Consider the following 15,238-nt stretch of genomic DNA (forward strand, 5'->3'; position numbering starts at 1 on the left):
GACTTTACAGTTATAATAAAATTGTATAACCTCCTCTCCACAAGAAGGGGAGGAGCGACCCATGTCCGTGCAGGCATCCGTGCGTCCGGCGGGGAACGGCAGCATCGGGGGCAGCATGCCGCCGGCGGCCAAGGGCGGGCTGCCCTGGCTCGGCCATATGACCGCCTTCGCCGGCAATCCCTATCGCTTCGTCGAGCGGATCGCGCGGGAGTACGGCGAGATTGTCTCCTTCACCCTGATGGGCCAGAAGATCGTCCTGCTGACCGGCGACGAGGCGAGCGAAGTCTTCTACCGCTCTTCCGACGAACAGCTCGACCAATCGGCCGCCTATAAGCTGATGACGCCGATCTTCGGCGAGGGTCTGGTGTTCGACGCACCCGTCGAGCGCAAGAACGAACAGCTCCGCATGCTCATGCCCTCCCTCCGGGTCGAGGCGATGCGCGAGCATTCGGCCAAGGTGGTGCAGGAGGTCGAGGAGATCGTCGCCGATTGGGGCGAGGCGGGTGAGATCGAGCTGGTCGACTTCATGAAACAGCTCACCATCAACACCGCGAGCCACTGCCTGCTCGGCCGCGAATTCCGCTACGAATTGTCCGAAGAATTCGCCCATATCTATCACGACCTGGAACAGGGCGTGCATCCGCTCGCCTATCACTTCCCCTATCTGCCGATCCCCAAGTTCCGCCGCCGCGACAAGGCACGCAAGCGGTTGCAGGAACTGGTCGGAGGCATCGTGAAGAAGCGCGCCGCCCAGGCCGAAAAGCCGAGCGACATGTTCCAGACTCTGATCGACATGCGCTATGAGGACGGCACCAAGCTCGACGACAACGAGATCACCGGCCTCCTGGTCGGCGCCATTTTCGCCGGCCACCATACCTCGTCCGGCACCGCCGCCTGGGTCCTCCTGGAACTCCTGAAACATCCTCAAATCCTGCGCGAGACGCGGCAGGAGCTGGACGATCTGCTCGGCCGCGACGGTGCCGTGAGCTTCCAGAGTCTGCGCGAAATGCCGTTGCTCGAGAACGTGTTGAAGGAAGTGCTGCGCCTGCACCCGCCGCTCATTATCCTGATGCGCCAGGTCGCGGAGGATCTGCATTTCAAGGGTTACACGATCCATAAGGGCGAGATGGTCTGGGCCTGCCCGCCGGTGACCCATCGTCTGTCGAATCTGTTCACCGATCCGACCGCCTTCGATCCCGACCGCTTCTCGCCCGAACGGCGGGAAGACCGCAACCTGATGGCCTATCAGCCCTTCGGCGGCGGCAAGCACAAATGTTCGGGCAATGCCTTCGCGATGTTCCAGATCAAGGCGATCTTCGCCGTCCTGCTGCGCCGCTACGATTTCGAACTGGTCGATCCGCCGGAGCGTTACGTCGACAATTACAAGGACATGATCGTCCAGCCGAAATCGCCTTGCCGCGTGCGCTATCGCCGCCGTGCCGCGGCGAGCCTGCCCGTGGGTGAGGGCGCGGCGGCCACCGCTCCGGCCGGCAAATGCCCGGTCGATCACGCGGCACTGGCCAAGGCCCCCGCGGTCACCGTGGTGGTCGACCGCGGCCTCTGCCAGGGCCATGCCATGTGCATGGGCGAGGCACCGTCCCATTTCCAGGTCGGCGACGACGGCGTGCTGCGCATCGTCAAGACGGAGGTGACGCCGGAGGAAATGGAGAAGGTGCAGTCCGCGGTGAACTATTGCCCCAACGCGGCGCTTCGCCTCGAACGGCACTGAGGGGGCGGCCTTGAAGGTCTTCGTCACCGGGGCCAGCGGCTTCGTCGGTGCCCATAGCGCCCGCGCTTTGCTGAACGCCGGGCACGAGGTGCGTCTCCTGGTCCGCAACAAGGCGCCGGTGGCCGATTATTTCGCGCGCCACGGCCATGCGGTGGACGATTTCGCCATCGGCGACATGCGCGACCAGCCGCTGGTCGAGGCGGCCATGACGGGCTGCGACGCCGTGCTGCACGCCGCCGCCCTGGTCAGCGTCGATCCCAAGCGCGGCGACGAGATCTACCGCAACAATCTGGCCGGCATCGATGCCGTGCTGGGTACCGCCTGCCGCCTCGGCCTCACCCGTATCGTCTATGTCTCCAGCCTCTCCGTCCTGTTCCAGGAAGGGGTCGCGCAGATCGACGAGAGCGTGCCGCTCGGCAATCCGGCCAATGCCTATGCCCGTTCGAAACGCGATTGCGATGCGCATGTGCGGGCGATGCAGGCACAAGGCCTGCCGATCCATATGACCTATCCCGCCGGCATCTTCGGGCCGGACGATCCCAAGCTCTCCGAAGCCAATCACGGCGTCGCCTCCTTCGTGAAGGTGGTGCCGCGCACCTCGACCGGGCTCCAGGGCATCGACGTGCGCGACCTCGCCGCCGTGCATCGCTTCCTGCTCGAGGCGGGTGCCCCGAACGATCCGGCCGCAGCGCGTTACATCGTCGGCGGCAACTACTACCCCTGGGACGATTTCCACGCCCTTCTGCAGCGCCTGACCGGCCGCCGCATCCAGGGACCGCGCATGCCGGGCGCCCTGCTGCGCGCCATGGGCCGCACGGTCGACCTGATCCGCCGCGTGGTGCCGTTCGAGACCCAGGTCTCGGCCGAGGCGATGACCTATGTCACGCAATGGGTCCGCGCCGATTCGACACGCATCCTGTCCCGCTCCGGCCTGTCCTTCCGGAGCGGGGACGAGACCTTCGGCGATACCATTCGCTGGCTCGTCCAGGCCGGCCATCTCGACGCCAAATATGCCGGAAAACTGGTGAACTGAGGGGGGAACTCATGTCCGAGAAGCGCGTCGCGTCGATCGTGCCGCCGAACAAGGCCTATCCGCGCGAAGAACTGGAAGAGATGGTGGAGCGCTGGCTCCAGGGCAATGTCGACGCCGAGAAGGCGGGCGACTGGAAGAGCCATCTCGGCGCCTTCTATACCGACGATGCCGTCTATTCCTGGAACATCGGCCCGAACGAGGAATTCGTCGCCAACGGCCGGAAGGAGATCGAGGACGTCGCCATCGGCTACCAGATGAAGGGTTTCGAGGACTGGGAATATCCCTACCACGACATCATCATCGACGAGAAGCGCGGCACCGTGGTGGGCTTCTGGAAGCAGCGCGCCCCCTACAAGCGGCCCGACGGCACCTGGTACGAGATCGAAGGCATCGGCGGCTCCTGGTTCGAATATGGCGGCAACTGGAAGTGGCGCTGGCAGCGCGATTTCTTCGACCTCGGTAATGCCAAGGATTGCTTCTTCCAACTGGCCGGCGCCGGCGTGCTGAGCCCGGTCGTCAAGGAGAAGATCCACCAGCAGGCACGCGGCAAGCTGCTGCCGGGGCACCGCCGCCTGCATCCCGAACTCTCGGCCTTGCAGAAGCTCCGCAACACTTTCGCGATCGCCAAGATCGCCCTGACCGGCAAGTGAGGCCCGCGATGGGGGCGCGCTGGTTCTCGTCCAATCCGGACAAGGCCTGGGTCGAGAGGTTCTTCCTGATCTATTCCCCTGTCTGGATGGCCTCCATGGCCATGATGATGCTGACCGGCTGGGACAAGACCTGGAGCGACGGCGCCATGCTCCTGCACGGCGCCTTGACCGCGGCGCCCGCCCTGCTGGTGCCGGCGCTGGTCGCAAAGCGGTACACGGGGCAGCCCTGGTGGGATTCCTATTGGCTCAAGGCCAATCTCTATCTCGCCGTCTTCGGCTTCTTCGGTAACTACTTCGGTTCCGAATATTTCTTCGACATGCTCGGCATGGTCTATGTCTACCCGAACGCGACGACGACGCTGGACAGCGCCCTGCTCGGCTCGGGCACGCAGACCGTGCCGGTGATCATGTATTTCTACACCCACGTCTATTTCATGACCTATCACGCGACCGCCAACATCGTGCTGCGCCGGTTGCGCACCGCGGGCCTGCCGGGCATGGCCCTGCTCTTCCCGGTCTTCGTCTTCGTGATCGGCTATTTCTGGGCCTGGATGGAGACCACCGCCATGGCCAACCCGATGATGGCGCAGAGCTTCTATTACAGGAAGATGGAGCTGATGCTGGCCTATGGCTCGGCCATCTATGCGACCTATTTCATCGCCAGCTTCCCGATCTATTATTTCATCGACGAGACGCGGGAAAAGCGCTGGAGCCTGGTCCAGGTGGTGGCTGGAGGCCTTTCGGCCTCCATGCTCACCTTCTACATGCTGGATTTCGCGGCCAAAGTGGTCGGCTCGCTGTAGGGCTCGGCAGGCGCCCGCAGCAGGGGCCACAGCATCTGCTCGCCCACGGTGGTTTCCGGCAGGTTCTCGACGCCATAGGTCTCGGGATAGCGGCGCGTGATCTTTGCGGTGCCGAACAGCACGTCCCAGAAGAACAGCAGGTTGCCGAAATTGCCCTTGTAGTTGGTGATGCCGTCGGCGGCATATTTGCCGTGATGGGCGCCATGCGTCGCCGGGGTGGAGATCAGGCGCTCCACGACCCACATCACCGGCGACAGGGCCTTGATCCGGTAGAGCGGCACGTCCCAGCGGAGGTCCGAATGGGCGCCGATGATCACCGCCATCTTCACCACGGCATAGACCGCATAGACGGCCCCGAAGCCGAGAAAGATCAGCGCGCCCGAGAACCACAGCGATGGCATGAAGAGGTAATAGAAGAAATTGTTCCGGTAGACGATCCGCACCGACATATATTCGGCATTGTGGTGCGGCCGGTGCAGCTTGTAGAGCCAGGACACCGAATGGGACAGGCGGTGCCACCAATATTGTCCCATGTCGTCGAACACCAGGAGCACAGCGATCTGCGCCAGCAAGGGCAGATCGCCCAGGGCGCCGGCCGGGGCGAAACGGCCGGCGACCCAGGCGCCGCCGGCCATCGCGAGCGGCATGGAGACGAGCATCATCGAGGTCGTGCTCAGGATCTCGACCATGCCGTCGCCCGGCTTCTGTTCGGCCTTGCGGAACAGGCCGGTGAACAGGGCTTCCAGCAGCGCAACGAACAGGAAGATGCCCAGAACGGCAATCTCCTTGGTTTCCATCTTGTCCTCCCCGGGGCGGGCGCCCCTCGTTGTCCCAGGGATAGGGCGAAGGCTTTCGCCTGAATGCAAACTTGTTATCATTTGACGGGAAATTCGACGGGGCCGCCATGGCCGACATCTTCGATCTCGACACGCCGGCCCTTCTGCCGCTCCTGCCGGCGGCGACGCGGGCGGCGCTGCTCGCCGCGGGCACGCCGGTGCGCTACCGGGACGGCGCCCTGGTCCATGCCCGGGGCGACCGTAAGCCCGGGCTCTCCATCGTCCGCTCCGGCACGGTCCGGATCGGCAATCCGGGGTCGGACGGCTCCTACACCACGACCTCGATCCTGGGGCCGGGCCATTGCTTCGGCGAATTCACGATCTTCGCCGATCTGCCGCGCACCCACGACGTGGTGGCGATCGGCGATGTGGTGATCGACCAGATTCCCCGGCGGCGCCTCATGACGCTCTACCACGAGGATCCGGCGCTCGGCTTCGCGCTGCTCTGCCTCGCCACGCGGCGCATCCACGCCCTGGTCGAATTCATCGAGGATCTGCGCCGCCTGCCCCTGCCGGTCCAGCTCGCCAAGCATCTCCTGGCCATGGTGCGGCGCCGGCCCGCGGGCGAGGCCGTCACCCTGGTACAGGACGACCTCGCCTCCCTCTTCGGCGTCTCCCGCGTCTCGATCGGCAAGGCGCTCCGCCGGCTCGAGGGCGATGGCCTGATCGCGATCGGTTACGGCCGGATCGCGGTGCCGGACCGCGAGGCTCTCGCGGCCTGGCTTGCCGAACGCACGGTGCTCATGCCGCTCGATCCGGCCGGCCCGCCTCAGTTGGACCAATAGGCGTAAGTATCGTCGGCCGACCAGGGCCGGTTCAGCGGGTGGTCGATCGGCACCGGCGCCTCGATCAGGGCGGGCCAGTTCGGCGCCACCTGTTCCATCTGGAAGGCATCGAGCATGGCCTTCAGCTCGGCGACCTTTTCGGGATGTTCGGCCGCCACGTCCTTCTGCTCGGTCGGGTCGGTCTTCATGTCGAAGAGCCAGGCGCGGTCGGGGATCGATGTGACCTGAAGCTTCCAGTCGCCCGCCTGCACGACGATATAGGGGCCTGAGCGCCAGAACAGCCGGTCGTGCGGCCGGCCCTGGCGCCCGCCGGTGAGGAAGGGCAGGAGGTCGACGCCGTCGATCGTGCGGTCCGCCGGCAGGGCGGCGCCGGCGACCCCGGCGGCGGTGGCGAAGACGTCGAAATGGCTGATCGCGGCGTCATAGGTCGCACCCTGCGGCAGGTGGCCGGGCCAGCGCATGAAGAAGGGCACGCGGATGCCGCCCTCGAAGAAGGTGGCCTTCCAGCCGCGGTAAGGCTTGTTCAGGTCGCCGATGCCGACGTAATGGGCGCCGCCGTTGTCGCTGGTGAAAATCACCAGGGTATCGTCGTCGAGCCCGGCGGCCTTCAGGGCGTCGAGCACGCGGCCGACGTTGCGGTCGAGCGAGCGGATCAGGGCGGCATAGGTGCGCGCGGTATGGTCCTCGATGCCGGCGACCGCCTCGTAATCCTCCCGCGTCGCCTGCAAGGGCGTATGGGGCGCGTTATAGGCCAGATACATGAAGAAGGGCCGGTTGCGGTTGGCCTGGATCGCGGCCAGTGCCTGGTCGGTCAGGTAATCGGTCATGTGGCCCTGGGGACGGAACATGTCGCTGCCGTTGTAGCGCACGCCGTAGGGCAGGGCGGCCCAGAGGAAGAGGTCGATCGGATCGAAATCCTGATGCGCGTTGACGGCATCGGGATCGTCCGGGTCCATGAACAGGGAAGCGCCGGAATAGAAGCCCAGGGTCTCGTCGAAACCATGGGCTTCGGGCCGGAATTGCGGCGTCTCGCCCAGGTGCCACTTGCCGAGGTGGATGGTGTGGTAGCCGGCGCCGCGCAGGAGGTCGGCGATGGTGATTTCGCTCGTCGGCAGGCCCTCTTCCTCGAAGGGTGGCACCGCAGATTCACGTTCCTCGTGATAGATCGGCTTTACCGGGGCGGTGCTGTCGAAATGGCCGACGACGCGGGAAAAGCCGATCGGCGTCGGGGTGAATTCGAAGCCGAAGCGGGTCGGGTAGCGGCCGGTCATCAGGGCGGCGCGCGAGGGCGCACAGGTGGCGTTGCCGGCGTAACCCGCCGGGAAATTCACGCCTTCCTTGCCGATCCGGTCGATGTTCGGGGTCGGCACCCTGCCGCCGCCGTAGAAGGTGACATCGTTGTAGCCGAGGTCGTCGGCCAGGATCAGCACGACATTGGGCTGCTTGCTGCGCCCTTCCGCCGTCGCCGGGCCCTGCTGCCAGGCGACCGGGCGGTTCGGCCCGACGCTGGGCGACATGAAGCGGGCGATCATCAGGGTCAGGCCCTGGCGCCCGCCGATGGCGAAAAAGGCGCCGACCAGAACCGCGACCAGGAGGACCAGGGCGACGAGAAGGCGTTTCATGACGAAGATCCTTGGGCGGAAGGCGGCGCGTGACGCAGCACGGTGCGGAAGCCGATGTGGCCGGTCGTGGTGTCGCGGGCGGCGCCCAGGCGGGCGGCGGGCCGGGCGCGGAAACAGAAATCCTCGGAACAGAGGAAGGAGCCGCCCTTGATCACGGGCTCGCCCGTCGGCTCGCTATCCGCGGTCCACTGCCAGACGTTGCCGGCCATGTCGTAGAGGCCGTAACCATTGGCGGGATAACAGCCGACCGGGGCCACCTCCGCCCTGTAACCGTCGGCACCGGTATCGAGCAGGGGAAAGACGCCCTGCCAGACATTGGCCAGCGGGTGTTCCGGCGTCGACGGCGCGTCACCCCAGGGATAGCGCGCATGGGCGAGCCCGCCGCGTGCGGCATATTCCCATTCCGCCTCGCTCGGCAGGTCGCGGCCGAGCCAGCGGGCATAGGCCAGCGCATCCTCCCGCGCGACATGGACGACGGGCAGGGCGCCTTTGCCGCGGATCGAACTGCCCGGCCCCTTCGGGTGGCGCCAGTCGGCACCACCCACGATGCGCCACCATTGCGAAGGATCGTCCCGGTTCACCGTGCCCTCGGCGCCGACGAAAACGAGGGAGGAACCCAGCCGCTCCGCCAGCGTGACGTAGCCGGTGGCGGCGACGAAAGCGGCGAACTGGGCGTTGGTGACGTCGGTCGCATCGATCCGGAAGGCGGCCACCGCGACGCTGCGCGCCGGTCCCTCGCCCGGCAGCACCGGCCCTTCGCCGAGTTGGACCGTACCGGCGGGCAAGGCGACCATGCCGCTGGTGGGATCACCCGGGTCGGGCAGGGGCGGGGCGGCGATGCAGGTCCGTCCGGCGGGGGTCTCCAGCGCCTGTCGTCCGGCGACCCCGGCGAAGGCCAGGGCGGGCACGGCGAGCAGCAGGGCGGGCAGGGCGAAGCGCATCTCAGGCGCTCTCCGCCGCCTTGATCATGGCGTCTTCGATCAGCCACAACCGGTCCTGGCCCCAGGTGGAGATGGTACCGAAACGAAGCGAGGGCACGCCCCACAGGCCCTCGCCCACCATGGCCATGCGGTTCTCTTCCGCCGTGGCGCGCCAGGCGGGATCGGCCACGGCAGTGAAGGCGGGGCCGGCGTCGAGCCCGGCCCGTTCGATCAGCTGGCGCAGACCCGCGTCTTCGCCGGCGTCGATCCCCTCGGCGAAGACGCCTTGCAGGAAGGAGAGGGCGAAGGCGCGGCCCTTGTCGTCACCGAGGCTGAGGGCATGGGCGAGCACGGCGAGGCCGCGTTCGACCGGTCGGCCCAGGGGATCGGCGATCCGGCCGAAGGGCAGGCCCTCGCTGCTCGCCTCCCGCTTGGTGTCGCGCACGATATAGAGGCGCTTGGCCAGCGGCACCGGCAGGCCGCGCGTCACCATGGGCAGGACGAAGCGAAGCCGAAGCCGGGCGCCGTAATGATCCGCCAGGGCGAAGGCGCGCGGCAGCACGATGTAACTATAGGGAGAGCGGAAGGAGAAGAATAGTTCCAGCTCCCGACCCGCCAGCCGGCCCCGCAGCGTCTCGGGCAGGCGGAGGCGCGGCCGGGGATAGTGGGGCGAGGGGCCGGGACCGCGGGCGTCCAATTGGTCCAGTCGGCTTTCCAGGTAATGCAGCCGGTCGATGCCCCAATACCATTCGCCGCCATAGTGGAAGGTGGCGCCGAGATAGTGACCCAGCTCGTCCCGCAGCTTGGCGCCGGCCACGAGCAGGGGGGCCGGATCGGCCCCGCCGACCACACCCAGCGTCTCGCCCGCCCAGGCCGCGGCGGTGATCGCTGCCACGTTCTCGACGAAGCGCCCCTGGGCGATGGCGGTGGCCAGCCCGATATTGCCGGCGGCGGCGGCGGCCGGGTCCAGCGGCGCGGTCAGGTCGGGAACCGCCAGGCCGTAATGCCCGGCCAGGGCGGCGGCGTCGCGCCGGCCATAGGCTTCCAGCAGGGCGCGCTCGGGAGCGGCCCAAGCGGGCGGCGGCGGTACCAGATGGGGCTCGATCACCACGCCCCGCCGGGCCGCCAGCGCGGGCAGGGCGAGGGCGGCGAGCAGGGAATAGGGATCCTGGATCTCGTGGAAATAATGCACGACATGGGGCCGGCGCTTCAGCCGGCGCGCCAGTTCGTGCCACCGTCGGCGTCGCGCCGCCAGGCGCTCGCTGGTCATCAGGCCGGCGACCGTGATCGCGATACGCTTCTTCAAGGTCATGGGCGCCGTCCTAGAGCAGATGGTCCGTGGTCACGGTCTCGCCGCCCGCCGGCAGGGAATAGACCGAGCCGTCGCGGGCGATGTCGACCGCGCCCGAGAAGGCGTCGGCGACACCCCGGAGGAAGAGGGAATTCAGCAGCCGGCTCGCCAACGGCGGCGTGATATGGACGAAGACGAGCTGGCGGACCCCCGCCCGCGCCGCGATCGCCGCCGCCTGGACGGGCGAGGTGTGGTAATTCAGGATGTCGTGCATGACATGGCCGAGGTTGCCGCGCCCGGCCGCGTCCGCAGCCCCCTGCAAGACGCCGACCATTTCGGGCGACAGGGCTTCGTGCGACAGGAGATCGGCACCCGTCGCGAATTTCTCGACGTTCGGGCTCGCCTTGGTGTCGCCGCTGATCACCAGGCTGCGCCCCTTGTAATCGAAGCGGTAGCCGACCGCGGGTTCGACCGGGGCATGGTCGACCGCAAAGGCGGTGATCTTCACGCCGTCCTTGTCGTAGACCACGACGCCCTGGTCGCCGATCGGCGCCGGGAAGGGCATGGCGATGCCACCGGCGCCACCGGGTGGCGTCACCTCGGGCCCGTGGTGGGCGGTCCGGTAATGGTCGTCGAGGGAATAGGCCTGGTCGAAGCCGGCCACCACCGTCTCCACCCCGGGCGGGCCGTAGACCGGGGTCGGCGTCTTGTTGGCGGCGCCGGTCCAGCGCAGCATCAGGGCTTCGCCCAGGCCGTCGATATGGTCGGAATGGAAATGGGTCAGCAGGATCGCGGTGATCGCGCCGGTGCGCACGCCCATGCGCAGCAGGTTGCGGGCGCCGCCGGTGCCGGCGTCGACCATGAAGGCGGAACGACCGGCGATCACCAATTGGCAGGGGCCGGAACGCACCGGGTCCGGCATCGGGCCGCCGGCCCCGCAGACGACGAGATGCAGCCCGTCGGGCAGTGCGGCGATCCGGTCGGCCGCCATATTGGCGGCGGCGATCCGGGCGGCCAGGGCCAGCACGATGCGGTCGCCCGCGATCAGCCAGGCCGCGGCCCCGGCGACGGCGAGCAGGACGAGGGCGGAGACGAGGCCGCGCAGGAACCGGTTCATGTCGTGTCCTCCGGTTTCAGCGGGTGCCGAGCGCGCGGAGCGCGTCGGGCGTGAAATCCTCCGGCTTCACCTTGGCCTGCCAGTCCGGCATCTTCTCCTCGTTGGTCATGAGCGAGGCGAGGTAGCGGTCGGCCTGGAGGTCCTGGGAGGTTTCCATCGCGGGACCGCAGAAGGGCACGTCGTAGGAATTCACCACCGGCGCCTCCTGGAAACGCCACAGGTTGCCGCGGGTGTCGTAGAGGCTGGCGGCGACGAAGGCCCAGCTGTCCTCGTCCTGGAAGAACACGCGCTTTGCATAGATGTGACGCGCCCCTTCCCGGAGCGTCGCCTCGACGACATGGACGCGGTGGCGCTCGTAGCGGAGCGCCGCCGGGTTGATGTGGCCCTTGGTCAGCAGGTCCTTGTAGGGCATCAGTTTCAGGCGGTAGGCGTTGTAGCCGATGATCGCTTCCTGGTCCGGCTTCCGCGTGAAGTCGTAACGCTCGGGCGAACCGTTCATGACGTCGAACTGGTCGACCGTGGCGAGGCCGTCGGCATTGGTACCCGGCGCGTCGAAGGCGAGGTCGGGCGCGCGCAGCACGCGGCGGGTGCCCGGGTTGTATTGCCAGGCCTGGCGCGGGCCCTCCGCATCGTCGATATTGTCGTAGACCAGGGTGATCTGGCCGGACAGGCGGACCGGCGCCGTCGTCGTCGCCATATAGGTGATCCAGATATTCTGGAGCTGGCGGATGCCCTCGACATCGCCCGGCGCCCGCCGCCCCGGTCCCATCAGGTGGTTGATGCCTTCGTCGCGCATCTTCACGAGCTTGTAGTCGCCGGTGCTGGAAACCGCGGCGAGGGCGAAATTGCGCCGGAACATGAAACCGCCGCGCGGGCGCAGGCGGTGGTTCCAGAACAGCTCGATGCCGGTGGTGACGAAGGGGAAGGGAATGCCGATGGTTCCATCGACCATGCCCTTGCCGTCGGCGGTCAGCTTGGCCTGGGCGACGTTCCGCTTGGTGCCGTCATAGACCGCCTTCGGATAGGCGCAGCTCCGATGGCTCGGATAGACGTCGACGTGATAGGTCGGGTAGCGCTTCAGCATGGCGATCTGCCCCGCCGGCAGCAGGGCTTCGTATTTGCCGACGTCGGCGCCGGTGATGCTGAACAGCGGCTTTTCCCCGGCGAAAGGATCGGCCAGCGGCCCGCCCGGGACGTAACCTGCGGGCGGCGCGGTGATGCCGCCGCTCCAGGCCGGAATGGAACCATCGGCATTGCCGGCCTTGACGGCGCCGAGAGGGGTCAGGTCGCGGCCCAGCCTTTCGGCATCGTTGGCGGCATGGCCGTCGGAAGCGGCGAGGGCGAGGGCCGCCACGGCGGCGAACAGCGTCTTCATGGCGTCGGTCCTTCCGGGCTCAGAACTGATAGCTGAGGGACACGCCGACGAAATCGCGGTCGGACGTGATGTTCTGGCGCCCGCCACCGAAGGACAGGGCGTAGTTCACTTGCAGCCGCCAGTCGATCATGTAGTCGAACTGGAGGTAGAAATTCAGGTTGTTGACATGCTCGACGAAGCCGCCGGCCAGCGGCGTGTTGCCGCCGAGGCCGATGGTATGGGCGATGCCGGCGGTCACGTTCAGGTTGGGCGCCACGTCCGGATAGAGCGCCTGGACGATGGTGGTGAGCCCGCCCGACCAGGCCGTGGCATATTCCTCCTTGTAACGCAATGCATCCTGTTCGTAACCGGTACCGGGCGTGCGATAGGTGCCGGGCGCGTCGAAGGCGAGCACCGAAGAGTCCGGAATGTCGACATGGATGAGGCCGCCTTCCATGATCCAGGTGACCCCGGCGGCGCCCAGCATGCGGGAAATGAAGTCGCTCTCGGCGAAGGCCTGGGTCGCGCGCAGGATGAAGGTCAGCACGTCGTGGCGCCGGCCGATGGTCGAGACCATGCCGGTCCGGTCCGTGTTGGTGCCGAGCTGGGTCGGGCCGGCCAGCGGCAGTTCCGAAAGGCCGTTGATGAAATCGCTGATCCAGGTCGTCTCGTCGATATTGGCCGGCACGTCGGTCTTGAAGGAAACCTCGCCATTGAGGGCGGTGCCGGTCGCTTCCAGCTTGGTGTTGAAGCTCAGGCCAAAGGCGTCGATGTCGGTCGGATAGGTGAGGACGAAGCGGCTGTTCCGCGCATTCGCCTGGACCGGCGCCAAGGGGTTGAGCCCCGGAACCTGGGTGATCACGCCCTGCAGGGCGGAGCCGCCGTTGGCGACCCCCTGTGGCGGGATGAAGGGGCCGAGCACGGTGGCGACGCCGGGCGGCAGACGCTGGTAATCCGCGGCCGAAGGGCCGCAGACCGTGGGCACCGGCACCCGGCTCGCGTAATGCACATAGTAGAAGCCGAATTCGGTGTCGTTCAGTTCCGGCGCGTAATAGCGGAAGGCGAGGCCGAAATTGTCGAAGGCACCGCCCGGATAATCGTCGTCCTCGCGCGGGATCGAGACCAGGGTGGTGTCGGGCGCATATTCGTCGTAGTCGCCGCCCACACCGATGCCGCGCCCGCCCGGCCCGGCGAAATCATTGGTGGCGAAGAAGGTACCCGGCACTTCGGTGCGGAACGGGCGGAAGCTGAACTGATAGAAGGCTTCCATCGAAAGCCCGCCGCCCAGGTTATAGCTGGCGAAGAGCGCGGGCACCGGGATCAGCGCGTCGCGCAGCTCCGAACCCGGCACGCGCAGCTTCGAGGTGTCGAGCGGGTTGATCACATTGATGCCGTTCTGGGTCACCAGCGCTTCGCCCCAGATGATCGTCTGCTGGCCGAGGCGGACGGTGAGGCGGCGATCGAACAGGTCGAAATTGCCGCGCAGATAAGCGTCCTGCAGCTCGACGGAGCCCGCGGCGGCATCATGGGCGCGGGGCGACAGCTCGCCCCGGTAGTCGCGCGCGGCCGAGCCGTTGGCGGCCAGGTCGTTGTGGTCGAGCAAGGCGTCGTAGAGCGCCGTGCCGCGGAGGTAGAGGGCGAAATCGCGCCAGGTCGCGGTCAGTTCCGAACTGAGCCGCATCGGCGTCGAGACGAAATCATAGCGCTCGAAATTCAGGTTGCCGTCGTCGGTGTTGCAACTCGTGTTGGGATATTGTCCGCCGTTGGCGACGCAATAATTGCGTGGGTTCTGCCCCTCCATGCGGATCTGGGCGCCGACGCTGAGCGCGGTCACCACGGTCAGGCTGACTTCGCCCAGTTCCGCCTCATAGGCCGCCGATGCGACCGGCATGAGGGCGCAACCGCCGAGGGCCCCCGCGAAGGCCCGCCACTTCTTCCCCTGCCCCATGCGCCTCCCCCGGCGTCAAACGCGATTTCCGCGCCTTCATTAATCGAAGACATTAATGAAGGCCATCAATCCGTGCAAGGGAAAGTGTCACGGCGAGTCACGTCTGTCTTGCAAGAAATAATGTATTCCATTATCCCATAGGTGATAAGGGACAGTGGCCGGCAGGTGGTGATGCGGGATTCGGCAGACGGAACGGACAAGGCGAGAGGGCGGCGCACCGGTCGCAAGCCCAAGGCCTCGGCCGCGGAGGCGCCGGCCCCGAGTGGCCGCGAGGCGATCATGGCGAGCGCGCTTCGCCTGTTCGGCGAGCGCGGCTTCGAGGGCGTGCGCACCGCCGAGATCCTGGACGCCGCCGGCCAGCGCAACCAGACGGCGCTGCAATATCACTTCGGCTCGCGCGAGGGACTCTATCACGCCATCCTGCTCCAATATCTGAAGCCGATCGACGACCGAAGGCTCGCCATCGTCAATCCGCGCGGACTGGCGGAACCGAATGCCAGCCTGAACACCTGCCTGCGCGCCATGGTCGATCCCCTGATCGACGAGGTGGGCGAGGGGGACGAGGGCCTCGCCTATCTCCGCTTCCTCCGCCAGTTCACCTCGCGCCCGGGCTTCGACATCCTTCGGGTCTCGCGCACGCTGAATTATCCTGGCATGAACACCCTGGTGGCGGAGATGCACCGCCATCTGGCCGCCCTGCCGGCGGAGCGTCACGGCCTCGCCATCAGCCTCGCCCTGCAGATCACGGTGGCCATGCTGACCACCTGGAAGCTCGAAAATCCGGACCTTTACGACCGAGAGAGTTTCATTGCCGCGACCATCGCGACCTGCCGCGCCCTGATCCGCAGCCTGACCGCGACGGCACCGGAATCCGGCTGAGCCCGCGACGACGGCAAGAAGAACCTGGAGGGGAGAAGGGCGGAAGCTCCATGGGGCGTTGACCTCGCCCCATTGCTCGGAAGCGGCGCCTTCGCCGCATTGGCCGCGTGACGGCAAGGGAAGAAACCATGATCGACCTCTATACCGCCCCCACCCCCAACGGCTGGAAGGCTTCGGTCACGCTCGAAGAACTGGGCCTGCCCTACGAGGTCCATGCCGTGAACATCATGGCGGGCGAGCAGAAGACGCCGGAATTCCTGGCCATCAACCC

Annotated in this window: 14 protein-coding genes; 7 read left to right on the top strand and 7 right to left on the bottom strand. The window is 66.9% G+C overall.

Annotated elements, in window-relative coordinates; translation table 11 throughout:
- Nucleotides 1-61 precede the first annotated feature (61 nt).
- The 4 genes from WC493_RS13050 to WC493_RS13065 are packed head-to-tail and all read left to right on the top strand — an operon-like array spanning nt 62 to nt 4,215.
- A complete protein-coding gene (locus WC493_RS13050) occupies nt 62-1,729 on the top strand; it encodes a cytochrome P450 (RefSeq protein WP_373065962.1) in 1,668 nt (555 codons plus the stop codon).
- 10 nt (nt 1,730-1,739) lie between these two features.
- Nucleotides 1,740-2,762, top strand: a complete 1,023-nt coding sequence (locus WC493_RS13055) for an NAD-dependent epimerase/dehydratase family protein (protein WP_373065963.1) — start codon at nt 1,740-1,742, stop codon at nt 2,760-2,762.
- An 11-nt stretch (nt 2,763-2,773) separates the two neighbouring features.
- On the top strand, nt 2,774-3,412 hold the full coding sequence (locus WC493_RS13060; protein WP_373065964.1) for a nuclear transport factor 2 family protein: 639 nt from the start codon (nt 2,774-2,776) through the stop codon (nt 3,410-3,412).
- An 8-nt stretch (nt 3,413-3,420) separates the two neighbouring features.
- The gene (locus WC493_RS13065; protein WP_373065965.1) at nt 3,421-4,215 is read left to right on the top strand and encodes a hypothetical protein; all 795 of its coding nucleotides are present in this window, start codon (nt 3,421-3,423) and stop codon (nt 4,213-4,215) included.
- On the opposite strand, the gene WC493_RS13070 is transcribed toward WC493_RS13065, so the two are convergent.
- On the bottom strand, nt 4,173-5,012 hold the full coding sequence (locus WC493_RS13070) for a sterol desaturase family protein (protein ID WP_373065966.1): 840 nt from the start codon (nt 5,010-5,012) through the stop codon (nt 4,173-4,175). The two genes, WC493_RS13065 and WC493_RS13070, sit on opposite strands and share 43 nt — an antisense overlap.
- A 107-nt stretch (nt 5,013-5,119) precedes the next feature.
- Here WC493_RS13070 and WC493_RS13075 point away from each other — a divergent pair, with 107 nt between their 5' ends.
- Nucleotides 5,120-5,836 carry a Crp/Fnr family transcriptional regulator gene (locus WC493_RS13075; RefSeq protein ID WP_373065967.1) on the top strand — a complete coding sequence of 239 codons (717 nt, stop codon included), beginning with the start codon at nt 5,120-5,122 and terminating at the stop codon, nt 5,834-5,836.
- Here WC493_RS13075 and WC493_RS13080 read toward each other — a convergent pair.
- From WC493_RS13080 to WC493_RS13105, 6 genes are read right to left on the bottom strand one after another with little or no spacing between them, the layout of a single operon-like run.
- Nucleotides 5,821-7,458: a sulfatase-like hydrolase/transferase gene (locus tag WC493_RS13080; RefSeq protein ID WP_373065968.1), complete on the bottom strand. Its 1,638-nt coding sequence runs from the start codon at nt 7,456-7,458 to the stop codon at nt 5,821-5,823. The genes WC493_RS13075 and WC493_RS13080 overlap by 16 nt on opposite strands.
- Nucleotides 7,455-8,399 carry a formylglycine-generating enzyme family protein gene (locus tag WC493_RS13085; protein WP_373065969.1) on the bottom strand — a complete coding sequence of 315 codons (945 nt, stop codon included), beginning with the start codon at nt 8,397-8,399 and terminating at the stop codon, nt 7,455-7,457. The genes WC493_RS13080 and WC493_RS13085 overlap by 4 nt, the downstream gene beginning before the upstream one ends.
- A gap of 1 nt (nt 8,400) precedes the next feature.
- The gene (locus WC493_RS13090) at nt 8,401-9,690 is read right to left on the bottom strand and encodes a DsbA family protein (RefSeq protein ID WP_373065970.1); all 1,290 of its coding nucleotides are present in this window, start codon (nt 9,688-9,690) and stop codon (nt 8,401-8,403) included.
- A 10-nt stretch (nt 9,691-9,700) separates the two neighbouring features.
- Complete coding sequence (locus tag WC493_RS13095; RefSeq protein WP_373065971.1) at nt 9,701-10,786, bottom strand: MBL fold metallo-hydrolase; 1,086 nt, start codon at nt 10,784-10,786, stop codon at nt 9,701-9,703.
- 16 nt (nt 10,787-10,802) lie between these two features.
- Nucleotides 10,803-12,161, bottom strand: coding sequence for a DUF1329 domain-containing protein (locus tag WC493_RS13100; RefSeq protein ID WP_373065972.1), 1,359 nt, complete (start codon nt 12,159-12,161; stop codon nt 10,803-10,805).
- A 19-nt stretch (nt 12,162-12,180) separates the two neighbouring features.
- Nucleotides 12,181-14,088: a DUF1302 domain-containing protein gene (locus WC493_RS13105; protein ID WP_373065973.1), complete on the bottom strand. Its 1,908-nt coding sequence runs from the start codon at nt 14,086-14,088 to the stop codon at nt 12,181-12,183.
- A 279-nt stretch (nt 14,089-14,367) separates the two neighbouring features.
- Between WC493_RS13105 and WC493_RS13110 the strand changes: the two genes are divergently transcribed.
- Together WC493_RS13110 and WC493_RS13115 are read left to right on the top strand one after the other, a co-directional pair.
- Nucleotides 14,368-14,967 carry a TetR/AcrR family transcriptional regulator gene (locus tag WC493_RS13110; RefSeq protein WP_373065974.1) on the top strand — a complete coding sequence of 200 codons (600 nt, stop codon included), beginning with the start codon at nt 14,368-14,370 and terminating at the stop codon, nt 14,965-14,967.
- A 128-nt stretch (nt 14,968-15,095) separates the two neighbouring features.
- Nucleotides 15,096-15,238, top strand: a 143-nt coding sequence (locus WC493_RS13115) for a glutathione S-transferase N-terminal domain-containing protein (RefSeq protein ID WP_373065975.1), incomplete at its 3' end; no start/stop codon positions are given.

Source organism: Zavarzinia sp. (assembly GCF_041650655.1).
Taxonomy (GTDB): Bacteria; Pseudomonadota; Alphaproteobacteria; order Zavarziniales; family Zavarziniaceae; genus Zavarzinia.